This is a genomic window from Pseudomonas sp. AGC41 (genome assembly GCF_057334555.1).
The window spans coordinates 1-23,372 of the sequence record NZ_JBHFJB010000011.1 but is presented as its reverse complement, the minus strand read 5'-3'; the positions used below and the strand labels follow the sequence as shown (position 1 = coordinate 23,372).

The following is a 23,372-nucleotide window of genomic DNA, read 5'->3' as shown; positions in this document are numbered from 1 at the left end:
TTGAAGCTTCAACCGGACCAGCAATCAGCCCAGACGCGCCTTGCGCACGCCGTCAGCCAAGGCAGCACACAAGCTCAACACGCCATCGATCGCCTGCTCCGACGTGTCGGCACGGGCAATATGGTCGATCAGCGCCGAGCCAACCACTACCCCATCGGCCAGCCGCGCGATAGCTGCGGCCTGTTCAGGCGTGCGGATACCGAAACCGATGCTGATCGGCAGATCGGTATGGCGACGCAAACGCGCCACAGCCTCTTCCACATGTTCCAGCGTTGCGGCGCCGGCACCGGTCACACCGGCAACTGACACGTAGTAGACAAAACCGGAACTGCCGTTGAGCACGGTGGGCAAGCGCACGTCGTCAGTGGTTGGCGTAGTCAGGCGGATAAAGTCCAGGCCGACGGCCTGGGCCGGTTCGCACAGTTCGCTGTTGTGCTCGGGCGGCATGTCCACCACGATCAGGCCATCGACGCCGGAGTCCAGCGCCTCGCCGATGAAACGCTGCACGCCATAACGATGGATCGGGTTGAAATAACCCATCAGCACCAGCGGCGTCTCGGTGTTGTCCTTGCGAAACTCACGCACCATCTGCAGGGTTTTCGCCAGGTTCTGCTGGGCCCCCAGCGCGCGAATATTCGCCAGCTGGATTGCCGGGCCGTCAGCCATCGGATCGGTGAACGGCATGCCCAGCTCGATCACGTCCGCGCCAGCGGCAGGCAGGTCCTTGAGGATCGCCAGCGAAGTGTCGTAGTCCGGATCACCGGCGGTGACAAACGTCACCAGCGCCGCGCGATTCTGTTCCTTGAGTTCGGCAAAACGGCTTTGCAGGCGGCTCATCAATGTTTCTCCTGCTGAGACTGTTCCATATGGTGCATTACGGTTTGCATGTCTTTGTCGCCGCGGCCGGACAGGTTGACCACCATCAGATGATCCTTGGGCAGGTTCGGCGCGCGCTTGAACACTTCAGCCAAGGCGTGGGCGCTTTCCAGCGCAGGAATAATCCCTTCAAGACGGCAGCATTTGTGGAAGGCTTCCAAAGCTTCGGCGTCGGTGACCGAGGTGTACTGGACCCGGCCGATGTCATGCAACCAGGCGTGTTCCGGACCGATCCCCGGATAATCAAGACCTGCGGATATGGAATGGGCGTCGATGATCTGCCCGTCGTCGTCCTGCAGCAGGAACGTACGGTTGCCGTGCAGCACACCCGGAACGCCACCGTTCAGGCTCGCAGCGTGCTTGCCGGTCTCGATGCCATAACCAGCCGCTTCAACGCCGATGATATCGACGCTCTTGTCATCCAGGAACGGATGGAACAGACCCATGGCGTTGGAGCCGCCACCGATGCATGCCACCAGGCTATCCGGCAGCCGGCCTTCCTGGGCTTGCAACTGATCGCGGGTTTCCTTGCCGATCACCGCCTGGAAATCACGGACCATCGCCGGGTAAGGGTGCGGCCCGGCCACGGTGCCAATCAGATAGAACGTGCTGTCGACATTGGTTACCCAGTCGCGCAGGGCCTCATTCATCGCGTCCTTGAGGGTCCCGGTGCCGGCAACCACCGGGATCACTTCGGCACCCAGCAGTTTCATCCGGAACACGTTGGCCTGCTGGCGCTCGATGTCGGTGGTGCCCATATAGATCACACACTCAAGGCCAAAACGCGCAGCCACGGTGGCAGTGGCCACGCCGTGCATGCCAGCGCCGGTCTCGGCGATGATGCGTTTCTTGCCCATGCGCCGCGCCAGCAGGATCTGGCCGATGCAGTTGTTGATCTTGTGGGCGCCGGTGTGGTTCAGCTCTTCACGCTTGAGGTAGATCTTCGCACCGCCGCAGTACTCGGTCAGGCGCTCGGCGAAATACAGCGGGCTCGGACGACCGACATAATCGCGTTGGAAGTAGGCAAGTTCCTCAATGAACGCAGGATCTTCCTTTGCCACTTCATATTCACGGGCCAGATCAAGGATCAACGGCATCAGCGTTTCGGCCACGTAGCGGCCGCCGAACGCGCCAAACAGGCCATTGGCATCGGGGCCGCTGCGCAGGTTGAAATGGGTCGTAGGCTGGGTCATCGGGCGCTCCAGGCGAATGCGTAGAAAAACAATGAGGATCACTCTACCCCTGCCATCGCGCCCTGAAAACCGATAAGATCGCCGCAACCTGTCAGGAAAACTCACAGATACCATGAGCCACGACCTTCCGCCGCTAAACGCCTTGCGTGCCTTCGAGGCCACCGCCCGCCTGAACAGCGTAAGCCAGGCGGCGGAAAGCCTGCACGTCACCCACGGCGCCGTCAGCCGGCAATTGAAAGTGCTCGAAGAACACTTGGGTGTCAGCCTGTTCATCAAGGATGGGCGTGGCCTGAAACTCACAGATGCAGGTTTGCGTCTGCGTGACGCCAGCGCCGATGCATTCGAACGCCTGCGCACGGTTTGCGCGGAGCTGACGCAAAGCACTGCGGACGCGCCGTTCGTGCTGGGCTGCTCAGGGAGCCTGCTGGCGCGCTGGTTCATACCCCGCCTGGGCAGGCTCAACGCTGATCTGCCCGACTTGCGCCTGCATCTGTCCGCCGGCGAAGGCGACCTGGACCCGAGGCGACCGGGACTCGACGCCCTGCTGGTATTCGCCGAACCGCCCTGGCCAGCCGACATGCAAGTGTATGAACTGGCCAGCGAGCGAATCGGCCCGGTGATCAGCCCGCGCTACGCCGGATTCGCACGATTGCGGGACGCACCGGCCAGCACATTGTTGGGCGAGCCGCTATTGCACACCACCTCCCGCCCACAGGCTTGGCCAACCTGGGCACGGCAAAATGCCTTGGAACCCCAATCGCTGAGGTTCGGGCAAGGTTTTGAGCATTTGTATTATTTACTCGAGGCCGCGGTAGCCGGGCTTGGCGTGGCAATCGCTCCTGAACCGCTAGTTGCCGAGGACCTTCGTGCCGGACGCCTGGTCGCGCCGTGGGGCTTCAGTGAAACCCCGGCGCGGCTAGCGCTGTGGCTGCCCAAGCGCGCCGCTGATGGACGCGCCCGGCAATTGGCAGAGTGGCTCAGGCATGAGCTGAGCCCACCCATTCAGTCACCGCGCTTGCACAGCAAGTAAGCGGCCAGCAAACCAAGCGCCCCGACCGCGACACCGGCCGTGGTCCAGGGATGTTCTTGAGCATAATCACGGGTGGCGATCCCGGTTTCACGGGTTTTCACCTTGACCTCTTCATACGCATCGCTGAGCAGATGCCGAGAGTGTTTCAGCGCGCTTTCGGCATTGGCCTTGAGCGACTTGAGGGTTTTGCGCGACTCGTCCGAAGCGTCGTCCTTCAGGCTTTCCAAGGACTTGAGCAGACTCTCGATCTCCGCTTCCATGCTTTGCAACGAGGCTTTACGTAACGAAGTGCTGGCCATGGTGGCTCTCTCCTGCAGTGGTTGAGTAGCGTGTGTGGATTGGGACTGCGACCGTTTGCGAAAGTGCAGTAAATCTGAACTTTCGCAGCGAAAACGGCGACACAAGTAAGGCGAAAAATCGCTGCTAGGCTGTTAAAGACAACCAAGGAGAACGTCATGAGTGATCATCACACGTACAAAAAGGTCGAGCTGGTCGGCTCGTCTCCCACCAGCATTGAAGACGCCATCAACAATGCCCTGGCAGAGGCCAGCAAAAGCCTCAAACATCTGGAATGGTTCGAAGTCACCGAGACCCGCGGCCACATCGAAAACGGCCGGGCCGCGCATTTCCAGGTAACTATCAAGGTCGGGTTCCGGATCGCCAATAGCTGAGCTGCTTTGAACTTGCACGCTGGCGGAGTGCCATAGGGAATGGCGATGCGCTATGGTTGGCGCATCAGGCCTTTCCGATACCTCCCTATTTGATCCGTCCAAGGAGTGCGAGCGATGAAGAAGTTGATGGTGGCCCTGGGTTTGCTGAGCCTTGCGGGTAGCGCGTTTGCGGCCGGCAAGCCCTGCGAAGAGCTGAAAAGCGAAATCGCAGCGAAGCTTGATGCCAAAGGTGTATCGGGTTATTCGCTGGAAGTTGTTGATAAAGGCGCAGCGGCTGACGCAAAGGTAGTCGGCACCTGCGAAGGCGGTTCGAAGGAAATCGTCTACAAACGCGGCTGATTGCGCGCTCAAAATCAAAGCCGACGCAGTGCGTCGGCTTTTTTTGTGGCCGTGAATCAGCCTTTCATGACTTGGGCCAGCAGCTCATACGAGTGCAGCCGGTCGGTGTGCTCGTACAGGTCGCTGGTGAAAATCAGCTCGTCGGCCTGGGTTTGCTCAATCAGCACCTCCAGCCTGGCGCGGATTTTCTGCGGTCCTCCGATCATCGCCAGGCCAAGGAAATCACCGACCGCTTCTTTCTCATGGGGCAGCCACAGGCCATTCATGGTTTCCACTGGCGGGCGCTGTACCAGACTTTGGCCGCGCATCAACGCCAGGATGCGCTGGTATACCGAAGTCGCCAGGTAATCGGCCTGCTCATCGGTATCCGCTGCCACCAGCGGTACGCCGAGCATGACGTAAGGTTTGTCCAGCACCGCAGACGGTTTGAAATGATTGCGATAGACGCGAATCGCTTCATGCATGAAACGCGGCGCGAAATGCGAGGCGAAGGCGTAGGGCAAGCCGCGCTCCCCGGCCAGTTGCGCACTGAACAGGCTCGACCCCAGCAGCCACACCGGCACGTTGGTCCCCGTGCCCGGCATGGCAATGATGCGCTGGTCCGGAGTTCGCGGGCCGAGGTAACGCATCAGTTCAGCCACATCGTCAGGGAAATCATCAGCACTGCCGGAGCGTTCACGGCGCAGCGCCCGGGCGGTCAGCTGGTCGGAGCCGGGTGCGCGGCCCAGCCCGAGATCGATCCGGCCCGGAAACAGGGCCTCCAACGTGCCGAACTGCTCGGCGATGACCAAGGGCGCGTGATTCGGCAGCATCACCCCGCCGGAGCCGACACGAATGGTCGATGTGCCGCCCGCCAGGTAGCCCAGCAGCACCGCCGTCGCGGAGCTGGCGATGCCATCCATATTGTGGTGCTCGGCCACCCAGAAGCGGGTGTAACCGTATTTTTCCACGTGTTGCGCCAGGTCCAGGGAGTTGCGCAAGGACTGGGCAGCGTTGCCATCGGCACGCACGGGGACAAGGTCGAGGGTTGAAAATTTGACTTCGGACAGCTGTTTCATGGGCCGGCATCTCCAACGGCGTACCAGCTTTCCTGTAGGCGAAAGCCTGCCGTTTCTATAGGTGTGTCCTATGAATGTGGGCATATACCCGAGATTCAATAGTAGCGGAGAAATTTCCTACTAAATTAGTCGACTAATCGACCAGGTGAACTTTATCAGCCGGTCTATCCTCACAATCCTGGCACTGAAAATAACCGGGCGCGAACCCTCGCGCCGGATCATGAGGAGGCACACATGGCTATCGTCAAGAAAGCATCGGCTCACTGGGAAGGTGACCTGAAGACCGGAATCGGCTCCATCTCCACGGAAACCGGCGTGTTGCGTGAAGCGCCCTATGGTTTCAAGGCACGTTTTGAAGGCGGCAAAGGCACCAACCCCGAAGAACTGATCGGCGCCGCCCATGCGGGCTGTTTTTCCATGGCGTTTTCGATGATTCTCGGCGATGCCGGGCTCAAGGCCGACAGCATCGACACCAACGCCGAAGTGACGCTGGACCAGGTTGATGGCGGTTTTGCCATTACCGCGGTGAAACTGATCCTCAAGGCCAAGATTCCCGGCGCCAGCCAGGAACAATTCGAGGAATTGAGCAACAAGGCCAAGGAAGGTTGCCCGGTTTCCAAGGTGCTCAACGCCAAGATCACCCTGGAGGCCTCGCTGGTAAGTTGATGAACTGAAAAGATCGCAGCCTCTCCACAGGCTGCGGTCTTTTTGATGGGCGATCTATTTGCCCGAAGACAATTGTGATCGAATGCAGGTCTGCAGTTTCAGCGCACAGGCAGTGCGCGCTGTATTGAGGGATTCCAGCATGAAACGATTCGCCCTGGCAGTCATCGGTTGCGCATTGGCCACATCGGCCCTCGCGGCGCCTAAATCCTGCGAGGAACTGAAAGCAGAGATCGAAGCGAAAATCCAAGCCAACAACGTGCCGTCATACACCTTGGAAATCGTCACCAATGACGAAGTCCACGACCAGAACATGGTTGTGGGCAGTTGCGAATACGGCACCAAGAAAATCATCTACCAGAAGAACGACCGCTAGGCAGCGCTACATCAGGCAATTGGCCTGCCGATCCTCGGCGACGATTTCACGCTTGGCGTTATAGAGCCGTGCGCTTGGGGAGTAAGCCAGGTTGCGAGCCTCCAGGCGATATCGCTGGCCGGCCTCGAAATGGTCGTAGCGTACGATCAGGTAGCACAGCCGCTCTTTCGGCTCGCTCATCATGCCCAGCCCACCGCCGGCGCCGAACACCTCGAAGTCGAAGCGCACCTTCAATTCATGGCTACCCGGCGAGACCTGGAAAAACCGCCCGTCCCGCAGTCGCTGGCCATCCAGGCTTTCAGCCATCAGCAACTTGCCGCCCGGCATTGGCGTGGCGAAATCGACCCAGGCCATGTTCGGGTCCATTTCAGGCAATGGGCTCGTTGCACATCCGCTCAACGTCACGAGAGCCAACAACAGCTTGGGTAGGCGCATGATGATTTCCTCAAGTCAGGCGCCGAGCATAACGCCGATCAGCTTTGCTGGCAGCCCGCCGGCGTGCCTTGGCCCACCACCTTTCGTTGCTCGTCATAAAGCTTGGCCCACGGACGGAAGCCGATACTGCCGGCCTGCAGTTGGTAGCGTCGGCCCGCATTGAAATCCTTGAATTTCACGTTCAACCGGCAATCACGCCACAACGGCTCGGCATCCGGGCCGATGTTGCCCGGTTCCACGGCAAACTGATAACGCACCGTAAGCTCATGGCTGCCGGGCTGCACTTCGAAATAACGACGGTCGATGGAGGCTTTGTCATCGACTTCCAGCGCTTGCAGAGCCGTGTCCCGATGGTTTCCCAGGTCGATCCACGCTTGAGAGGGATCGGGATCAGGCAAACCGGCACAGCCGGTCAGCAGCAACAGGCCACTAGTCAGCATCAACACGCGCATAGCGAAGCTCCGGGCAGGCGAGATAGTCTTGAGGCAGACTTCCCAGGTGATTCCAAATTGATCAGGCAGCGTTCACGCCATCGGTTACTCGACCGTGTTTTCAGGATTTTGTTTCCAGCCCTCGTGCTTTTGTTACTCAACGGTTGTTCCAGCCTCGGTTACTACAGCCAGCTCGCCAGTGGGCAGATACGACTGCTGCAAGCTCGAGAGCCGATCGACCGGGTCATCGCCGACCCCGCCCGTGATCCCAAGTTGCGCGCGCATCTGGCCCAGGCGCGCGAAGCCCGGACGTTCGCCAGCGCCCACCTGCACCTGCCCGACAACCAAAGCTATCGCCTGTACGCGGACATTGGCCGTCCCTTTGTCGTCTGGAATGTCTTCGCCACCGCGGAATTTTCCCTGGCCCCGCAAACCCACTGCTTCCCCATTGCCGGTTGTGTGGCGTATCGCGGCTACTACAGCCAGAGTGCCGCCCGAGGCGAGGCTGCGATGCAGCGCTTGCGCGGCATGGATGTCTCGATTGGTGGCGTAGAGGCTTATTCGACGCTGGGCTGGTTCAATGACCCGATCCTCAGTTCGATGCTGCACTGGGGCGACGAGCGCTTGGCGACGCTGATCTTTCACGAACTGGCGCACCAGCGCGTCTACGTAAAGGACGACACCGAATTCAATGAATCCTTTGCCACCTTCGTCGAGCAGGAAGGTACCCGCCAATGGCGCGCCTATCGCGGATTGGCGCCGGACAATGGCAACAAGGTGCGCCAACGCGAGCAATTTATCCAACTGATCCTCGACACCCGCCAGCGGCTCGAAGCCCTTTACCCCCTCCCCCTGCCGGCCGAGCAGATGCGCCGGCGCAAGGCCGCGGAATTCGAACGCCTGCGCGCCGACTACGAGCACATGCGCGACACCCAATGGGCCGGCGACAAGCGCTACGACGCCTGGGTCTACGCACCACTGAACAACGCCAGGCTGCTGCCCTTCGGCCTGTATGACCAGTGGGTGCCGGCGTTTGCGACGTTGTTCAGGCGTGAGGGCGAAGATTGGGTCAGGTTCTATGCCGCGGTGGAGAAGCTCGGTCGGTTGGCGGTGGATGAACGCAAAGCAACCTTAAAGGCGCTCAGTGCAAGCAAACCCCTACCACCACAATGAACCACCTGCCCAAACCTGACACAGTTGCACCGCCTTGAGGCTGCGCTGTTCAGGATCGAAAGCCAGCATCGTACGTAACACCGACCAGCAGCGCTTGGGTGGGTGGTGCGGTCGTGTAAGATCAAGTAAATCGGCCTCCAAATTACGCTTCAGGTAGCATTCATAGCCAACATGCTCCAATGCTTGGCGTACCATCCATCAACCTTCAATAACGAGAGATGGCTACCAAACTCGATTATTTGACCATTTTCCATAACGAGGATATTTTCCGCTTTTCTGGCCTCCTCTAAATCGTGAGTTATTATTATTCGTGTAGCGGCACGGAGACCACTATAAATAGCCGTCGAGAGTATTTTTTTAGTTGCTTGATCAAGCGAAGATGTTGGCTCATCTAAAATTATGACACTTGGATATCTGGCGATGGCACGAGCGAATGAAACCCTTTGCTTCTCGCCTCCAGAGAGGTTATTGCTAAAACCAAACTCAAGCATTCCCTGATCACCATTTATTCCGCTTATTTCCAGTATGCGCTTTATCTCTACTCGATCAAAAGACGCACTCCCAAATACATTATCCTTAACAGACCTATCAAACAAGAAGGGCTCCTGAGGGACATAACCGATATTTTTCCTGAAACTTATTACTGAGTTGCTACAAAGTTCCTGCTCATTAATTTTTATGAGGCCATCGCTAACTTCTATTAAACCCAGTATCGCTTTTACTAACGTCGTCTTCCCGGCTCCCGAGTTACCTACCACAGCCAGACTGCTTCCACTTTTTATTTGAAAACTTATGTTTTTTAGAAGCAGTTCTCCGTCTAAAGATTTTACAGAAACCTTATCTAGCGCAATCGCTGGAGGTGCTAATGCGGTAATTTTCTCTGGATTGTCAGGCAAAAAGCACGGCAGCCGTAGATGCTGCGAATTTTCCGCTATAGTTACCGATGTCCTTTTAATAGCGCTCAATACCATTCCTACATAGCTAATAGGCAAAACGAACTGAAGCACATATGCATTTATTTGAACAAAGTCCCCTATCGAAATACCCCCCTGTGATAGATCCCTTGCGGACAGCAAGGTAATCGCTGAGAGACCAATACCCAGCGCCACAACTTGCAACGAACTTACAAATTGGGAAAAATTGACGACTCCTATCGCTGATCTTGTAGACGCCAAAAGAGCCTTCTCAAGGCGCTCAAACTCTGCCTTCTCTTCTGCGTGAGCGATAATTATAGGCTTATTTTTTAAAGCATCTAATATCTTCCAATAAGCTGACTGCGCCGAAATATTTGATATTTTTTGTTTTTCGCCAACACCTTTATAACTTAAAAAAGAAATCACTATAAATGTCACAACGGTAAATGCCAATAGCACTGAATAAATAGCAGAAACAAATTGAAACAGTAAGGAAATTGAGAATACAAGCCTTACCAGCAAAGGGGTAATCTGCCACACTAAGCCATCTATAAACATAGGAAGAGCTACGTTGGTTTGACTTAATCTCGTCGCAAAAACACCACTTGGAACGTCTTTATTCTTCAAATCCAAATTAAAAACCGAGTTGAGACAGAGTCTTCTAGTAGCTTCGAATTTAATTTTCTCTACTACAATTGTTGCTAGAGCGCCTCTAAGACGGAGCAGCAGCTCGGCGCTCAACCAAGTCATCCCATAAGCAGCACCTAACCAAGCGACGTCAGCAGCTGCTTCTTCCGTGCTTGATGAATCAATTAGCATCTTCAGTACTGCTGGCGCAGCCACTGACAGAGCTACTGTTATCAAGTCCAATATACATGCTGCAAAAAATAGCAGTTTAACGTTAAAACTAGAACGCAGGAGGATATCCCAACAAATCTTGACCGCGCTTGAAAAGTCCTTATTAAGCATTTTCACTTTCCAATTAAAACTATCTTTGCCAGTTCTTTAGGTAATTCCTTCCTATCAAAAACGACACCGTTGTCACCTTCAACCCAAGCGTGGGAAATAAAAGGGTGCGTTTGAACTCCGACGACAAACCTACATTTAATGTTATGACGAAACGCAATCCGAGCCACAGCATAGGAAAATTCCAAGCACTTAACTTTGCGCCACAAAAAAAACACAGCTAGATTGACATTACTCGCAATCTTAATAAGTTCTAACTCATTTTCGACCATAGCGCTAGAAGGAAACCCTCGTAAATCCTCAAGTAGTTGGTGTAGCTTCCCTTCATCGGAATTTTTTTTTGCGACTAACAAGAGCCTTGTGGCCTTTATGAAGTATTTTAGGTTAAATTTTGACAAACCAACCCTTCCCCCACCTAAAGCCCAATCACATTCAAAAGCGCCTTTTGAATTTATTTCATCTTGGAAAATCCGCTTAGGGCAGGTTTCTTTGATAGAGATCAAGCCATGTGAAATTAAGTCATCAACCGCCCTTAGGTCTTCCTGAGAAAGCTTCGACGAGCGCGTGCCAAGCACTGACAAGAGAAATTTGCTTTGTCCATCATCAAAGAAAACAAAATCATTAAGCACTTCGCTAAGCACTATAACTCTCCGATTATAAGTAACCGCTTTTACGCCAGTACTCCACTGTATAAATCCGGCCTTCTCAAGCTCAAAATTCATCAACATGATCCTTCCAGTGAGCAATGTAAATATTTGCAGTAAATAAGTTAATAAGTGCACCCGGACACTTTACGACTCCAGCAGCCACTTCGTCTATTAAACGACTGACATTATCTACATTTACCACGCCAGCTCGAACTAAATAGCCTTCACCGACAAGATTTTTAATTTCCGATTTGTAAAGCGAAAAACAGCGTTGCGTAAGCCCGGCGACTCCGCCCTTCCGCCTATACCAAAACTCGTCAGAATTATATCTATCAGCAGCGCGTTTACGGATGCTGTACCTATCTATCCGTCCTTTTAGAAGCTGAACCGAAGGTGTCGCTAAGCCTATACTTAAAACATCTGGAGCTAGAAATGGATAAACATAATGGCCTGCGTAACCTGCCATCGGCGATGACTGCATTTCATACCTATTTATCGCAGCATTCAGATGTCTTTCTCTCACGCTAACCTCGCTGCATTGAGGCATGCCTGCAATACTCATCTCATATTTACGATCAACAAAACTATTGCCTAGGACTTCGGCACCGCTATTGATTTTCGCAAAACAGTAGCCCGGATCCCCCAGCTTTAATTTCATCTCTTTAAATTCACTATAGGCTTCCGCAAATATAGATATCATCGGAGCTCGCAAATAACTCGAAATACTGTGCGCATTTCGAAACGCGCCTAACAAGTTCCCTTTTTTCAATAGCTCAACCGGCAGTCCTTTCTGAGGAGACGCAGAAAAAATAGAATCTCCTCCCGCCCCATTAAACAGCGTGGTGTTTTGGCTGGAAAGCAAATCAGATGAAAAGTCTATATACCCAATATTTACAAGCCCAGGATGCGGAAAACTAGGTCTAATATTTGAGCAAGTCGTGACTTGAAAAGGCTTCAACTCTTCAGCATCTAATATGGTTAGATGACAACTATATTTGGCGGCTAATTTTTTCACCCGCTGCAAATCATCTACCTGCCCGCTACCTGAGTCGGTTAAATGAATCAGACTTAAATTTTCAGCGCGCGTTATGCCCAACAGCGAGTGCAGCAGTATGCTAGATTCAAGTCCGCCCGAGTACTCCAACGTAACGTTTTGAACACCCGCCACTTTGGCTATTAATTTTTCCTCTAAGGCACCTAGAAACTCTGAATTTCCAACCTCGATCTCTTGCCCTACATCTATATGCATATTTGAATATTCTAATGTACTCCCGGGAGGCAAAAAAAATATACCTTCAAATGGGGTAGAAACTCTTGGCGTTGCACCACAAGAAATGTAGTCAACGAAATAATCAATACTTGGAGTTATCTTACCTAATACAGTAACAAGAAGATCCATGCTGGAGGAGACAAGAAAATCGCCGCTCAACTCCTTGCACACAAATATTTGATAGTCACAAAAAATACTGACATGTAGCTTGCTCGCACAAGAAACTAATATGTCGCAGCCTTTAATTCCCAGCGCACAACTTACTTCGCGCTGCGCATTACAGCTTAATTGGAACTTGTTGTTTTGACCAGGCGGTACGGATACAAATTCAAGAGAGCCTCGACTTGAAGCTCTTAAAATAAAATTCATAGTACTCTAATCCTTGAGAAGAGGAAGCAGCCCTCCGACAGCGACTGCTTCCAGGCTGCTATAGCGTATTAGCTATTAATTGCGTATCTCGACCAAGTTGGCATTTCCAAGTCTGCGAAGCCTGGTGCTCCTTGAATATTTTTGGACGCGGAGAGTTTAATGAGGTTTTTGAACATGCTCAGTTACTCCTTATGAAATTCCAATTATAGCCAGCAGCAGCTGGCTGATACGAAGAGTGCCAAATTTAGAAAAATAAAAAAGTAGGACGTTTCGCTAATTAGCTGGTTTTTGAAAAAATCAGAATAAGCTGTAAGTTTTTTTTCAAACAACTGTTGGATTAAAAGACAGTGCCGTAGGGAAAATTACGGTGACGGTAAGATTCAATAAGCTATACAGGGCCGATTTTCAAAGTCGACAAGGTACATGTCACTTGGGCACGGCTGAGGGCGCTGAGTACCTTCCGGCCAACACAAAAGACGTCTAAGGAAGCGTATCGGAACATCCCGAGTAACCGGCAGAACACCTAGCCCGCTGGCAGGCCCATCCGGAAAATCGCGTGGCTGAACAACTGGCCATGGCGCCCGCGGCCGGCACCGATATCGAGCTGGTCCATGGTGCTCATGGGTACGTCATCGGTAAGCCTTATACGCTGGATATCGATGCGATCATTTGACAAAAAAGTCCGTGGCGAAAGCGACAGGAAGCGTCTGCCGTGGTTAACATACGACCCGCCGATTGCCTCATGAAATCGAAGCTGATCAGACGCCTTGGCGTAGCCTTGATCAGCGAGCCATCACCCACAGGGAAGGGGCGCAATGGAAGGCTTCATATTGCTTGAAACCACAGCTGTCGAACGCTCCGCGCGCATGAGCCCGCGGCATGTCTGATGCGCTCTGGGCCGCCCGCCTGGGCGACGCGCTGGACCACACGTCAATGATGGCCGACATACTTGGCGGCGTGCTGGAGGTGGCGGCGAACATTGCGATCACCGCCCTGGCGACCGCCGCGGTGGTCGCGGCCACGGGCATTACCGTGGTTACCGGCGGGCTGGGCTGCTTCGTGCTCGGCCTGGTGGTGGGCACCGTGGTTGGCTTGGCGATGAGCAAGACCGGAGCCGACAAGGGCCTGAGCAATATATGCGAGGGCATCGGCAACACCCTTTTTCCCCCCACGGTGCAGGCCAACATCCTCACCGGTTCCGACGATACTTTCACTAACAACATTCGCGCGGCCCGTGCGGCCGGGGCAATCGAGTCTCACGTTGCCGCCGCCGGTACGGAGCTCGAAGCCCTTGAGCCTGAAGAAGAGTCCAGCTACCTGGACATGGCGGGGGAATTCTTTTCGCAGATGTGGCGCCCCACCGTCGCCACGCCCGCTCCCGGCGCGGTGCCCAAGCCGGAAGATCTGGTGCTGTGCACCAAGCACCCGCCAATGCCACCGCAGTTCATGGCCGAGGGCTCGGACAAGGTCACCATCAACGGCCAGCCCGCCGTGCGCAGCGGCGACCGTAGTACTTGCGATGCCAAGGTCGTGTCGTCCGGGCTGATTTCGCCCAACGTCACTATTGGTGGTGGCTCGGTGGTGGTGCGCGAGATCCGCAGCGGCAAGACGCCGGGCGTGGGGCTGGCGGTCACGGCACTGCTGATGCTCAAGGGCGGCAAGGGCAAGTTCTTCAGCAAGTTGCCCTGCATGCTGGTGGGCGGCGCGGTTTCCATGGCCGCGAGCAGCGCGGCCAATGCCGCGGCCAGCGCCGCCATGGGCTCGTCGAACCCGGTGCATGCTGCCACGGGGGCCAAGGTGCTGGGCGGCGATGCAGAACTGGACTTCGTGTTGCCTGGCATCCTGCCGATTGACTGGCAGCGTTTCTACAACAGCCGTGACGCACGCCGCGACGGATTGTTCGGCGCCGGCTGGAGCGTTTCCTACGAGGTTCAGGTCGACATCCTCCCCCACCCCGACGGCGGCGAGACCCTGCTGTATACCGACGAACAGGCCCGCCCCATCGACATGGGCTCGATCCCGTTGGGCGGCGCAGTGTTCAGCCCCGGCGAAGGCCTCGCGGTGCGACGCCATGTGAGCGGACAACTGCTGATCGAAAGCGACGACGGCTTGTATCGCTTGTTCGAACCGACGCCTGGAAACTCATCGCGGCTGCGCTTGAGCCAGTTGGGTGACCGCAACGACAATCGCATCCACCTCGACTATGACGAAGCCGGCCGCCTGGTGCGGCTGCGCGATACGTTTGATTTGCTGCAGGTCGAGCTGACTCGCGAAAACGAACGCGTCAGCCGGATCGAACGCCTCTACCCCGACCAGCAACGCGAAGTGCTGGTCAGCTACGCCTACGATGCGGCGGGCAACCTCACCGCAGTGCGCGACGCTGGCAGCCAGGTGCAGCGGCGGTTCAGCTACGACGCCGGGCAGCGGATGGTCGAACATCAACTGCCTGCCGGCCTGCGCTGCTTCTACGAATGGGCCTTGATCGAAAGTCAGGAGTGGCGCGTGGTCCGCCACTGGACTGACGAAGGCGACGCCTACCAGTTCGACTACGACCTCACGGCCGGCATCACGCGTATCACCGACAGCCTGCAACGTACCAGCATTCGTCACTGGAACAGCCAGCACCAGATCACTCGGTTCGCCGACAACCTCGGCCAGACCTGGTTGTTCGGGTGGAATGACGAACGCCAGTTGCTCAGCGCCACCGACCCGCAAGGCGGCCAGTACCATTTCAGTTACGACGAGGCGGGCAACCTGATTGGCGAAACCGACCCACTGGGCCGCAGCGAGTCTACCCTCTGGCTCGAACATTGGGCGCTGCCGCTGATGGAAACCGATGCCGCCGGCAACAGCTGGAAATACCGCTACGATCAGCGCGGCAACTGCATCGCCGAAACCGACCCACTGGGCCATGTCACCCGCTACCGCTACGACACCCACGGCCAGGTGGTGGAAATCATCGACGCCACCGGCAAGAGCAAGAAGCTGCGCTTGAACCCGTTCGGGCAACTGGTGGAACACATCGACTGCTCGGGCTACCCGACGCGTTTCAGTTATGACCGGCGCGGCTATCTGCAAACCATCACCGACGCCCTCGGCGAGCGCACCCGATTCAGTTACGACGCCCAAGGGCGCCTGGTCGGCAGCCAATTGCCGGACGGGCGCACCGAGCACTACCAGCGCGACAGCGCCGGCCAGCTCACCGGCCACACCGACCCGGCCGGGCACACCACGCAATACCAGCACAACCGCCGCGGCCAAGTGCGCCAGCGCATCGACGCCCAGGGCCGGCAGGTGCAGTTCGCCTACGACAGCTTCGGCCGGCTGCAAGCGCTGATCAACGAGAACGGCGAAAGCTATCGGTTCGCCTGGGATGTCGGGGATCGGTTGAGCGAACAGCGCAACCTTGATGGAAGCGCCAAAGGCTATAAGTACGATGCGCTCAATAACGTAAACCGAGTCGAAACCATCGCAGCGCCGCGAGGTGATGAGCGGCCCAGTGAAAAAACTATTGTTCATCATTTGGAACGTGATGCCGTTGGGCGGCTGACCACCCGAATCACACCGGATGGACAGTCCCGGTACAGCTATAGCCCGTTGAATCAGTTAATCGAAGCCACCGTCATCGATAACGCCGGCAACGCACAACGACTGGGTTTTGCTTATGACGCGCAGGGGTATCTGATTGAGGAGCAGAGTTCGGAAGGGGCTCTGAAGCATCACTACGACGAACTTGGCAACCTGATCCAGACCCAGCTACCCGACGGTCGTTGGATCAACCGCCTGTACTACGGAAGCGGCCACCTGCACCAGATCAACCTCGACGACCAGGTCATCTGTGACTTCGAGCGCGACCGGTTGCATCGAGAGGTGCTGCGCACTCAAGGCCACATCAGCACACGTAGCGAGTATGACCGTAGCGGGCGCTTACGCAGCCGCCAACGCCGGCACACCAGCCAGTCGGCGTTGATGCCTGCCGCTGATCAAACCCATTTTGAGTTTGATCTTGGTGACCACCTGGTGGGGCGCCTTGAACGGCTGCCGCAGGGCCAACAACGCCAACTGCTGCACTACGATGTGACAGGCCGGATCCTGGCAAGCCAGGGCACTCGACAAAGCCAAAATGAAACATTTTCCTTCGATGCCGCCGCCAATCTCCTCGACAGTTCACCCGGTACAGGTGGGCGGGTTACGCACAACCAACTCAAGCGCTATCAGGATAAGCACTATCGCTACGATGGTTTTGGCCGAATGATTGAAAAGCGCAGTGGGCGACATGGCCTGCAGCGTTTTAGTTACGACTCGGATCACCGGCTGGTTGAAGTTCGAACCCAGAAATCCGACGGTGAAAACGTCGTCAGGATGCGCTACGACCCGTTGGGCCGAAGGATAGAGAAAACTGAACATGACGACAACGGGCGCCTCATCGGCAGCACGCGTTTCGACTGGGATGGCCTGCAATTACTCAAGGAACATAAAAACAGCCTGACCAGCCTGTACCTCTACATCGGCGATAGTCACGAGCCCTTGGCCCGCGTCGACGGCACTGGTGAACATCAACGCATCCGCTATTACCACAACGACCCCAATGGCCTACCACAAGCACTGACGGAAAGTGACGGCCATCCGCTCTGGCACGCTCACTACCAGGTATGGGGCAATACCACTGATGAAGTCCGTGAGCCGTACTACATCGAAGAACAGAACCTGCGTTTTCAGGGGCAATACCTGGACCGGGAAACAGGCCTGCACTACAACACCTTCCGCTTCTATGATCCCGACATAGGCCGCTTTACCACGCCCGACCCTTTGGGCCTGGCCGCAAGCCTGAATCTTTATCGCTACGCACCGAATCCATTTACCTGGATCGACCCGCTGGGGCTCAAAGAGAATGAGATTATTCGGTACATGGGCGAAAGCGAAACCGTCTCGTCCAAGGCCGCCAACGGAGGCAAAGGCGGCTTGGTTCCGAATATCCGAGGAGAGAAAGCGGTCTGGGTCAACCAGGACAGTAACCCTGGATTCAACCCAGGCAATGAAAAGTATCGGGTAGTGGCCACCGTCAATAACGAAGGGGTCAGCATGCTCAATAACCACAAGGACATCTCTACCGTTGACTATAAAGAGACGGGCCTGAAAGATGGCGTGCTGTCCAAGACGAATGAGCCCAAGGCCAGAGGCATCGGTTTCCGATTATTGGACAAATTCAATAAAACCATTACGTCATTTCGTCTCGAGAAGAAAGGCCCGAACGGAAAATGGAAGACCTGCGGATAAAGCCAGATGGACATATTCGACCTTATCTCATACAAACTTGAAAGTTTCCTGAACGTCCGGCCGTATCCGAAGTCGTTGGGTGCCGTTTTTTACAAAGAAGTCGAGCCTTCGTTGCTGACCGTTGTCGCCAGAAAACACGATGGCGCGCCCTTCAGCGTTAGCCGCTGGCATGATTTGTTTTCCACCAGCGCTTTCGAAAAGGCCGTGTTGAAAAACGGTTTCACGGAACCCGACTGCTACGCCCTCCTCCTGGTCCTGTCGCGCTTTGGCTATCTGCTTGAAATCGACAACCGGCAACGAACCAACAAGGAATACTTTATTTTCTTTTACCTGATCCAGCTGATCAGCTTGAAAAACAGCGCCCTGGATGCGGATGCGCGCCTTCGGAACTACATGTTCAGGTTCCTCCTCTTCGAATTGAGCATTGATGACGAGGCGTATCGTCGGTTCAGCATCGAGGGCAATCAGCTGAAGATGGCGACCGATGGGCTGGGGTCCGTAATTTTTCTGGATGTGATTGATCTGGTTTACAAAGCGATCAAGGCTGACAGCAGGAAAGAGCATGAACTGCTCAGTACATTGAAAACCTTTCAAACAAGCACAGTCAGGTTTCTCACCGAGCCCGACGATACCCGTTACCGCTTCGCGATCAATGATTGCAACAGCGAGCTTATGTACCCCGACGTTTTTTTGCCCACCTATGCTCAGGACAGGCAAAAAATATTTGATGCGTTGATCGATGCGGTCAATCCGCTTCAGTCAACGGCAAACCTGTTCGTCTCCAATATGGTTGTGATGAATTTCGCCTTTCATATTCTGAAAGACAAGCCCCGCGAAATCTTAAAACTGAAAAAACACGTCCGTGATGAAGCGCTGTTCGGCCAGTTGCTGGAGGTGATCATCATGCGTCGGATGGCGGTCAACAAAGCGATGTTCGAAAAAATCCCTACAGGGCACGACCTGTCCTTGATCAGGGATGAGCAAGCCTCGTTCTACAACATCTTGTACAGCCAGTAGAAACTTGATGCATTTGTGCGCATGACGCTTCTTTTTGCAGCGCACAAAATAATCAAAGCCTGGATTCGGCTATGCTCAAAAACTCTGGCGGCTAGAACAAATTGGGAAGCAAGCAGTTCGATCTGGCGCTTGCGAACAAATGACCAGGTGCAGGTTAAGCGCAAATCCCCGTGGGAGGGAAGCTTGCTCCCATGGGTCGCCTACATCTCAAAAGCAGGCGTGTAACCCGCCTTCACCGACCGGCAAAGCAACGCGCAGTCCTTGAGTTTCGCCTACGACGCCGCCGCCAACCTGCTGGACGGCCCGGCGCCCGGCGCCGGGCTGGTGGTGCACAACAAACTGCTGACCTATCAGGACAAGCGCTACCGCTACGACGCGTTCGGCCGGCTGATCGAAAAACGCAGCGCCACCCGCGGCCTGCAACGCTTCGCCTACGATGCCGAAAGCCGCTTGATCGAAGTGCGCAACGACAACGGCAGCGTAGTCAGGATGACTTACGACTCACTGGGTCGACGTATCGGAAAAGCCGAGCACGACAGCCACGGCTACCCGCTGGGCGAAACCCGCTTCACCTGGGACGGGCTGCGCCTGCTGCAGGAACATCGCCACCAGCAAACCAGCCTCTATCTCTACGAAGACGACGGCTACGAGCCGCTGGCCCGCGTCGACGGCAGCGGCCCGCTGCAAAAGATCCGCTACTACCACAACGACCTCAACGGCTTGCCGGAACAACTTACCGAAGCCGATGGACACCACGTCTGGCGGGCAACGTATCGGGTGTGGGGCAACACGCTCGCGGAGGTTCGCGAACCGTATTACATCGAAGAGCAGAACCTGCGGTTCCAGGGGCAGTACCTGGACCGGGAAACCGGGCTGCATTTCAATACGTTCAGGTTTTATGATCCAGACGTGGGGCGATTTACCACGCCGGATCCGATTGGTCTGGAAGGCGGCTTCAAATCTTTACCTTTATGCCCCCAACCCTTACGGCTGGCTGGACCCACAAGGATTGAAAGCCTGCGGGCCCAAGTCGAACCGTCGTACAGAACGACGGCCGGATACGTTACGAACGTGATTACGACCGGGTCATAGGGACCCGAGGCGAAAAAGGCCACGTAACTATTTACGATCCGAAGAAAAACAAGATCATCACGTCTTACCCTTCTGACTTCTAGAGCCTCTCACATGCTAGACATTTCCTACCTTTCAGACGAAGACAATGAGCGTCCTTCCTTTGTCATAAAGGACGCTGAGTTCAAGTTATTTGATGCCGCGTTCAGCACATTGAAACAACAGACCGGCGTTTACATCGATCCCTATGGAACCAGCAGAATTTATCCAAGCCACCAACAAACCTTGATACAGCTACTTTCCAAGAGCCGAGAAGGTCGGGTGGTTGAATTTGTCACCTTCCTGAAAGCGTCAAGCGAGGCTGACGAGGTACTCATTGCTGACGGCGATTAATCTGTCCATGGGCCAATGACCAACCACAGACCGCGCCAGCCGATTTAAGACGACTGCGCCGCCGTGCGGGAGCCAGCTTCCTCGCCACGGGTTTGTTCCAGGCGCAAAAAAGGCATATCAATCGATATACCTTTTTTGTTGCCGCTTGCTTTCCTCGACCGAGGTAGTCGGCGCAATTATGGGTTGACGCTGTCCTTCAGGAACTTGCCCGGCTTGAACGCAACCGTGTTGCTGGCCTTGATTTTCACCGGCTCGCCGGTTTGTGGGTTCTTGCCGGTACGGGCGCCGCGGTGGCGTTGCAGGAAGGTGCCGAAGCCGACCAGAGTAACGCTGTCCTTGCGATGCAGGGCGCTGGTGATTTCTTCGAGGACGGCGTTGAGGACGCGGTTGGCTTGTTCTTTGGTGAGGTCCGCTTTTTCCGCAATGGCGGCGGCGAGTTCTGGTTTACGCATGAATGAAGCCCCTTTGACGATTTTTTTGTTGTTATGTCCGTGCTGTTCTCTTCGGAACAACCCCTAAGGCGCCGCAGGCTCTACTCTGCGGCAGACCGGAGTGAGGATGGCACGGGGCCGCAACCGGCGCCAGTGTTCAGCGAGTGATTGTGGGCTGAAAAGAAGGGCATACACGACAGAGCGACTGGCATTTACGCCAGCAGTGCCGGAAGCTGCTTGTTCAGTGCCAGTTTCTCCATCACCGCTGCACCAGTCAGGGCGTAGCCCAACAGGTTACCGTGGGCGTCGCGGCACAGGGCCTTGATGTCGGCGCCCTGCCCTTCGACGCTCCACGCGCCTTCGCTGCCCCGTGGTGGCGGCGAAACCACCAGCGGGCAGACCGGAGTTTTCACAGTGATCGGCATGGCGCCGTAGCTGACTGCGGTCGGGTTGCCGGCCAGAGTCTGGGCCAGAGCACGGGCGCAGCTCATCAGCGGCATGACGTAGAGCAGGTTCAAGCCATCGACTTCTGCACAATCGCCCAAAGCGTAAATATTGGCGTGGGAAGTCTTCAGGTGACGATCAACCACCACGCCGCGGTTGATCACCAGGCCGGCGGCAGCCGCCAGGTCGATGCGCGGGCGCAGGCCGATGGCCGAGACCACCAGATCGCAGGGAATCACCTGGCCATCCGACAGATGCGCCTCCAATCCGTCAGCCACACGTTGCAGACGGTTGAGCACCGGCCCCAAGTGGAAATGTGCGCCGAGGCTTTCCAGCCCGGCCTGGACCGCTGCGGCAGCGGCCGGATGCAGCAGCGTCGGCATGACTTGCTCGCAGGGGGCCACCAGTTCCACTTCGTAGCCGCCGAGGATCAGGTCGTTGGCGAATTCACAGCCGATCAGGCCGGCACCGAGCAGCAGCACCCGACGCTTGCCAGCAGCGGCGGCCCGAAAACGTGCGTAGTCTTCGAGATCATTGATCGGGAAGATCAGGTCCGCCGCATCGCCCTGTACCGGCACGCGCACGGTTTCAGCGCCCCAGGCCAGGACCAGGTCGCGATAACTTACCGCTTCCTCGCCGATCCACAGGCGTTTGTGGCCCGGGTCGATCCCGCTGATGCGCGTGTGGGTGCGCACTTCGGCCTTCAACTGCTCGGCCATGGCGCCCGGCTCGGACATGCTCAGGCCATCGGCGTCCTTGTTCTTGCCGAACCCCGTGGAGAGCATCGGCTTGGAGTAGGAGCGGCCGTCGTCCGCGGTAATCAGCAGCAACGGGGTTTCGCTGTCGAGCTTGCGAAATTCCCGGGCCAGGTTATAGCCAGCCAGGCCGGTACCGACGATGACGACAGGTGCGCTCATGTTGCTCTCCGTTTGATGAAACGATCAGTTGATTTCGATCATTTCGAAATCCATTTTGCCGACGCCGCAGTCCGGGCACAGCCAGTCCGCCGGCACATCTTCCCAGCGGGTGCCGGGCGCGATGCCATCGTCGGGCCAGCCGTCAGCTTCGTTGTAGATCAGGCCACAGACGATACATTGCCACTTTTTCATTCCGATACTTCCTCAAGATGTCAGGCCTTGGCCGGTATTTTCCGGCTCAGGGCCGTTTTGTACTGATCGGTCGCGACAGATGCAAGCGGGATCGGCGCAGCGGCGCCCTGGCTCGGCCAAAATCGCCGACCGGCATGGTAAGCTCGCGGCCTCATTCGCTGCCATTCAAGACCCTTGTGCCGCCTACAAATTCGATATTTCCTACGCTGCGATGGCTGCCCCAGCACCTGCTGTCGCCTCGCCCCGATGCCTGCGTGCTCGACTGGTTGTTCGACCAGGGCTCCCTGACCCGGCGCCTTACAGGCCTGTCGGATGACCACTTCAGCGTGACACCGCTGCTGGAAGGCTGGCAGCCGCTGCGCGCCGACGAGTGTGCCGCGCTGGACCTGGCCGAGGGCAGCGAAGGCTGGGTGCGCGAGGTCTACCTGCGCGGTCACGGCCAGCCTTGGGTGTTCGCCCGCAGCGTGGCGGCGCGCAGCGCGTTGCAGGGCGACGGTTTGCAGATGGACGCACTGGGCAGTCGCTCCCTGGGTGAGCTGCTGTTTTGCGACCAGGCATTTCAGCGCCGGGGGATCGAGGTGTGCCACTACCCGAGCGAATGGTTGCCACCCGAGGTTCGCGCCCACGCGTTGTGGGGCCGTCGCTCGCGTTTCGATCGCGGTGCGTTGAGCGTGCTGGTGGCGGAGATTTTCCTGCCGCCACTGTGGACCGTCGCTCGCGCCTATTCGGAGAATTGCTGATGTACGTGCAACTGCTCAAATCCTTGAACCGCCTCAATCCGCGGGCCTGGGACTTCGTGCAACTGACCCGCATGGACAAGCCCATCGGCATCTACCTGTTGCTGTGGCCGACATTGTGGGCGCTGTGGATTGCCGGCGAAGGCTCGCCGTCCCTGGCCAACATCGTGATTTTTGTGCTGGGCGTAGTGCTGACCCGTGCCGGCGGTTGCGTGATCAACGACTGGGCCGACCGCAAGGTCGACGGCCACGTCAAACGCACCGAGCAGCGCCCGCTGGTGAGCGGCAAGATCAGCTCGAAGGAAGCCCTGGTGTTCTTCGCGGTCTTGATGAGCGTGAGTTTCCTGCTGGTGCTGTGCACCAATGCGCCGACGATTCTGTTGTCCTTGGGCGGGCTGGCGCTGGCGTTCAGTTACCCATTCATGAAGCGCTACACCTACTACCCGCAGGTGGTGCTGGGGGCGGCGTTTTCCTGGGGCATG

General features: G+C 56.3%; 23 protein-coding genes and 1 pseudogene. 12 read left to right on the top strand and 12 right to left on the bottom strand.

Features of this window, described 5'->3' with window-relative positions; genetic code table 11:
• Nucleotides 1–24 precede the first annotated feature (24 nt).
• Nucleotides 25–837: a tryptophan synthase subunit alpha gene (trpA, locus tag ACE04F_RS01610; protein ID WP_486104267.1), complete on the bottom strand. Its 813-nt coding sequence runs from the start codon at nt 835–837 to the stop codon at nt 25–27.
• Nucleotides 837–2,069 carry a tryptophan synthase subunit beta gene (gene trpB / locus ACE04F_RS01605; protein WP_486104265.1) on the bottom strand — a complete coding sequence of 411 codons (1,233 nt, stop codon included), beginning with the start codon at nt 2,067–2,069 and terminating at the stop codon, nt 837–839. Before trpB ends, trpA begins: the two co-directional genes overlap by 1 nt.
• Before the next feature lie 112 nt (nt 2,070–2,181).
• Here trpB and ACE04F_RS01600 point away from each other — a divergent pair, with 112 nt between their 5' ends.
• A complete protein-coding gene (locus ACE04F_RS01600; protein ID WP_486104263.1) occupies nt 2,182–3,099 on the top strand; it encodes a LysR family transcriptional regulator in 918 nt (305 codons plus the stop codon).
• Here the strand turns inward: ACE04F_RS01600 and ACE04F_RS01595 are convergent.
• On the bottom strand, nt 3,072–3,398 hold the full coding sequence (locus tag ACE04F_RS01595) for an ElaB/YgaM/YqjD family protein (RefSeq protein WP_186611411.1): 327 nt from the start codon (nt 3,396–3,398) through the stop codon (nt 3,072–3,074). The two genes, ACE04F_RS01600 and ACE04F_RS01595, sit on opposite strands and share 28 nt — an antisense overlap.
• A gap of 156 nt (nt 3,399–3,554) precedes the next feature.
• Here ACE04F_RS01595 and ACE04F_RS01590 point away from each other — a divergent pair, with 156 nt between their 5' ends.
• Both ACE04F_RS01590 and ACE04F_RS01585 read left to right on the top strand, forming a co-directional pair.
• Entirely contained in the window at nt 3,555–3,770 is a 216-nt protein-coding gene (locus tag ACE04F_RS01590; protein ID WP_003177209.1) for a dodecin, read from the top strand.
• A gap of 114 nt (nt 3,771–3,884) precedes the next feature.
• On the top strand, nt 3,885–4,109 hold the full coding sequence (locus tag ACE04F_RS01585; RefSeq protein WP_434602430.1) for a DUF1161 domain-containing protein: 225 nt from the start codon (nt 3,885–3,887) through the stop codon (nt 4,107–4,109).
• A 56-nt stretch (nt 4,110–4,165) separates the two neighbouring features.
• Here the strand turns inward: ACE04F_RS01585 and ACE04F_RS01580 are convergent, their stop codons facing one another.
• A complete protein-coding gene (locus tag ACE04F_RS01580; RefSeq protein WP_486104260.1) occupies nt 4,166–5,167 on the bottom strand; it encodes an LLM class flavin-dependent oxidoreductase in 1,002 nt (333 codons plus the stop codon).
• Nucleotides 5,168–5,401: 234 nt separating this feature from the next.
• On the opposite strand from ACE04F_RS01580, the gene ACE04F_RS01575 reads away from it, so the two are divergent.
• Both ACE04F_RS01575 and ACE04F_RS01570 read left to right on the top strand, forming a co-directional pair.
• Complete coding sequence (locus ACE04F_RS01575; protein ID WP_305497655.1) at nt 5,402–5,833, top strand: OsmC family protein; 432 nt, start codon at nt 5,402–5,404, stop codon at nt 5,831–5,833.
• 139 nt (nt 5,834–5,972) lie between these two features.
• Nucleotides 5,973–6,206 (top strand): DUF1161 domain-containing protein, encoded by a 234-nt coding sequence (locus ACE04F_RS01570; RefSeq protein ID WP_486104257.1) that lies wholly within the window; start codon nt 5,973–5,975, stop codon nt 6,204–6,206.
• Between the two features lie 6 nt (nt 6,207–6,212).
• Here the strand turns inward: ACE04F_RS01570 and ACE04F_RS01565 are convergent, their stop codons facing one another.
• Both ACE04F_RS01565 and ACE04F_RS01560 read right to left on the bottom strand, forming a co-directional pair.
• Complete coding sequence (locus ACE04F_RS01565) at nt 6,213–6,641, bottom strand: PA0061/PA0062 family lipoprotein (RefSeq protein WP_486104255.1); 429 nt, start codon at nt 6,639–6,641, stop codon at nt 6,213–6,215.
• Between the two features lie 38 nt (nt 6,642–6,679).
• A complete protein-coding gene (locus tag ACE04F_RS01560) occupies nt 6,680–7,093 on the bottom strand; it encodes a PA0061/PA0062 family lipoprotein (protein WP_486104254.1) in 414 nt (137 codons plus the stop codon).
• Nucleotides 7,094–7,150: 57 nt separating this feature from the next.
• On the opposite strand from ACE04F_RS01560, the gene ACE04F_RS01555 reads away from it, so the two are divergent.
• Nucleotides 7,151–8,245 carry an aminopeptidase gene (locus ACE04F_RS01555; RefSeq protein ID WP_486104252.1) on the top strand — a complete coding sequence of 365 codons (1,095 nt, stop codon included), beginning with the start codon at nt 7,151–7,153 and terminating at the stop codon, nt 8,243–8,245.
• Between the two features lie 149 nt (nt 8,246–8,394).
• Here the strand turns inward: ACE04F_RS01555 and ACE04F_RS01550 are convergent, their stop codons facing one another.
• From ACE04F_RS01550 to ACE04F_RS01540, 3 genes are read right to left on the bottom strand one after another with little or no spacing between them, the layout of a single operon-like run.
• Nucleotides 8,395–10,128 carry an ABC transporter ATP-binding protein gene (locus tag ACE04F_RS01550; protein WP_486104250.1) on the bottom strand — a complete coding sequence of 578 codons (1,734 nt, stop codon included), beginning with the start codon at nt 10,126–10,128 and terminating at the stop codon, nt 8,395–8,397.
• A 2-nt stretch (nt 10,129–10,130) separates the two neighbouring features.
• The gene (locus ACE04F_RS01545) at nt 10,131–10,847 is read right to left on the bottom strand and encodes a lasso peptide biosynthesis B2 protein (RefSeq protein WP_486104248.1); all 717 of its coding nucleotides are present in this window, start codon (nt 10,845–10,847) and stop codon (nt 10,131–10,133) included.
• Nucleotides 10,837–12,411 carry an asparagine synthase-related protein gene (locus ACE04F_RS01540; RefSeq protein ID WP_486104246.1) on the bottom strand — a complete coding sequence of 525 codons (1,575 nt, stop codon included), beginning with the start codon at nt 12,409–12,411 and terminating at the stop codon, nt 10,837–10,839. Before ACE04F_RS01540 ends, ACE04F_RS01545 begins: the two co-directional genes overlap by 11 nt.
• A gap of 879 nt (nt 12,412–13,290) precedes the next feature.
• Here ACE04F_RS01540 and ACE04F_RS01535 point away from each other — a divergent pair.
• The 4 genes and pseudogenes from ACE04F_RS01535 (at nt 13,291) to ACE04F_RS01520 (ending at nt 20,169) form a co-directional block, all read left to right on the top strand.
• On the top strand, nt 13,291–17,688 hold the full coding sequence (locus ACE04F_RS01535; RefSeq protein WP_486104244.1) for an RHS repeat-associated core domain-containing protein: 4,398 nt from the start codon (nt 13,291–13,293) through the stop codon (nt 17,686–17,688).
• 6 nt (nt 17,689–17,694) lie between these two features.
• Nucleotides 17,695–18,705 (top strand): hypothetical protein, encoded by a 1,011-nt coding sequence (locus ACE04F_RS01530; RefSeq protein ID WP_486104242.1) that lies wholly within the window; start codon nt 17,695–17,697, stop codon nt 18,703–18,705.
• A gap of 261 nt (nt 18,706–18,966) precedes the next feature.
• Nucleotides 18,967–19,726: pseudogene (locus tag ACE04F_RS01525) on the top strand (RHS repeat-associated core domain-containing protein); the annotation flags it as partial.
• A 164-nt stretch (nt 19,727–19,890) separates the two neighbouring features.
• On the top strand, nt 19,891–20,169 hold the full coding sequence (locus ACE04F_RS01520; RefSeq protein ID WP_486104240.1) for a hypothetical protein: 279 nt from the start codon (nt 19,891–19,893) through the stop codon (nt 20,167–20,169).
• A gap of 176 nt (nt 20,170–20,345) precedes the next feature.
• Here ACE04F_RS01520 and ACE04F_RS01515 read toward each other — a convergent pair whose 3' ends face one another.
• The 3 genes from ACE04F_RS01515 to ACE04F_RS01505 all read right to left on the bottom strand — a co-directional run bounded on the left by ACE04F_RS01515 (nt 20,346) and on the right by ACE04F_RS01505 (nt 22,153).
• Nucleotides 20,346–20,621 carry an HU family DNA-binding protein gene (locus ACE04F_RS01515; protein WP_065758133.1) on the bottom strand — a complete coding sequence of 92 codons (276 nt, stop codon included), beginning with the start codon at nt 20,619–20,621 and terminating at the stop codon, nt 20,346–20,348.
• A 191-nt stretch (nt 20,622–20,812) separates the two neighbouring features.
• Nucleotides 20,813–21,961 carry an NAD(P)/FAD-dependent oxidoreductase gene (locus ACE04F_RS01510; RefSeq protein WP_486104238.1) on the bottom strand — a complete coding sequence of 383 codons (1,149 nt, stop codon included), beginning with the start codon at nt 21,959–21,961 and terminating at the stop codon, nt 20,813–20,815.
• Between the two features lie 24 nt (nt 21,962–21,985).
• Nucleotides 21,986–22,153: a rubredoxin gene (locus tag ACE04F_RS01505; protein ID WP_003177199.1), complete on the bottom strand. Its 168-nt coding sequence runs from the start codon at nt 22,151–22,153 to the stop codon at nt 21,986–21,988.
• A 134-nt stretch (nt 22,154–22,287) separates the two neighbouring features.
• Between ACE04F_RS01505 and ACE04F_RS01500 the strand changes: the two genes are divergently transcribed.
• Nucleotides 22,288–22,893, top strand: a complete 606-nt coding sequence (locus ACE04F_RS01500) for a chorismate--pyruvate lyase family protein (protein WP_486104236.1) — start codon at nt 22,288–22,290, stop codon at nt 22,891–22,893.
• Nucleotides 22,893–23,372 (top strand): 4-hydroxybenzoate octaprenyltransferase (locus tag ACE04F_RS01495; RefSeq protein ID WP_486104234.1); only part of this gene is annotated, 480 nt, incomplete at its 3' end. The genes ACE04F_RS01500 and ACE04F_RS01495, both read left to right, overlap by 1 nt.

What these genes read in the sequence shown, in the direction of transcription:
- trpA (WP_486104267.1), bottom strand. Translation starts at nt 837, where the DNA reads ATGAGCCGCCTGCAAAGCCGTTTTGCCGAACTCAAGGAACAGAATCGC.
- trpB (WP_486104265.1), bottom strand. Translation starts at nt 2,069, where the DNA reads ATGACCCAGCCTACGACCCATTTCAACCTGCGCAGCGGCCCCGATGCC.
- ACE04F_RS01600 (WP_486104263.1), top strand. Translation starts at nt 2,182, where the DNA reads ATGAGCCACGACCTTCCGCCGCTAAACGCCTTGCGTGCCTTCGAGGCC.
- ACE04F_RS01595 (WP_186611411.1), bottom strand. Translation starts at nt 3,398, where the DNA reads ATGGCCAGCACTTCGTTACGTAAAGCCTCGTTGCAAAGCATGGAAGCG.
- ACE04F_RS01590 (WP_003177209.1), top strand. Translation starts at nt 3,555, where the DNA reads ATGAGTGATCATCACACGTACAAAAAGGTCGAGCTGGTCGGCTCGTCT.
- ACE04F_RS01585 (WP_434602430.1), top strand. Translation starts at nt 3,885, where the DNA reads ATGAAGAAGTTGATGGTGGCCCTGGGTTTGCTGAGCCTTGCGGGTAGC.
- ACE04F_RS01580 (WP_486104260.1), bottom strand. Translation starts at nt 5,167, where the DNA reads ATGAAACAGCTGTCCGAAGTCAAATTTTCAACCCTCGACCTTGTCCCC.
- ACE04F_RS01575 (WP_305497655.1), top strand. Translation starts at nt 5,402, where the DNA reads ATGGCTATCGTCAAGAAAGCATCGGCTCACTGGGAAGGTGACCTGAAG.
- ACE04F_RS01570 (WP_486104257.1), top strand. Translation starts at nt 5,973, where the DNA reads ATGAAACGATTCGCCCTGGCAGTCATCGGTTGCGCATTGGCCACATCG.
- ACE04F_RS01565 (WP_486104255.1), bottom strand. Translation starts at nt 6,641, where the DNA reads ATGCGCCTACCCAAGCTGTTGTTGGCTCTCGTGACGTTGAGCGGATGT.
- ACE04F_RS01560 (WP_486104254.1), bottom strand. Translation starts at nt 7,093, where the DNA reads ATGCGCGTGTTGATGCTGACTAGTGGCCTGTTGCTGCTGACCGGCTGT.
- ACE04F_RS01550 (WP_486104250.1), bottom strand. Translation starts at nt 10,128, where the DNA reads ATGCTTAATAAGGACTTTTCAAGCGCGGTCAAGATTTGTTGGGATATC.
- ACE04F_RS01545 (WP_486104248.1), bottom strand. Translation starts at nt 10,847, where the DNA reads ATGAATTTTGAGCTTGAGAAGGCCGGATTTATACAGTGGAGTACTGGC.
- ACE04F_RS01540 (WP_486104246.1), bottom strand. Translation starts at nt 12,411, where the DNA reads ATGAATTTTATTTTAAGAGCTTCAAGTCGAGGCTCTCTTGAATTTGTA.
- ACE04F_RS01535 (WP_486104244.1), top strand. Translation starts at nt 13,291, where the DNA reads ATGTCTGATGCGCTCTGGGCCGCCCGCCTGGGCGACGCGCTGGACCAC.
- ACE04F_RS01530 (WP_486104242.1), top strand. Translation starts at nt 17,695, where the DNA reads ATGGACATATTCGACCTTATCTCATACAAACTTGAAAGTTTCCTGAAC.
- ACE04F_RS01520 (WP_486104240.1), top strand. Translation starts at nt 19,891, where the DNA reads ATGCTAGACATTTCCTACCTTTCAGACGAAGACAATGAGCGTCCTTCC.
- ACE04F_RS01515 (WP_065758133.1), bottom strand. Translation starts at nt 20,621, where the DNA reads ATGCGTAAACCAGAACTCGCCGCCGCCATTGCGGAAAAAGCGGACCTC.
- ACE04F_RS01510 (WP_486104238.1), bottom strand. Translation starts at nt 21,961, where the DNA reads ATGAGCGCACCTGTCGTCATCGTCGGTACCGGCCTGGCTGGCTATAAC.
- ACE04F_RS01505 (WP_003177199.1), bottom strand. Translation starts at nt 22,153, where the DNA reads ATGAAAAAGTGGCAATGTATCGTCTGTGGCCTGATCTACAACGAAGCT.
- ACE04F_RS01500 (WP_486104236.1), top strand. Translation starts at nt 22,288, where the DNA reads ATGGTAAGCTCGCGGCCTCATTCGCTGCCATTCAAGACCCTTGTGCCG.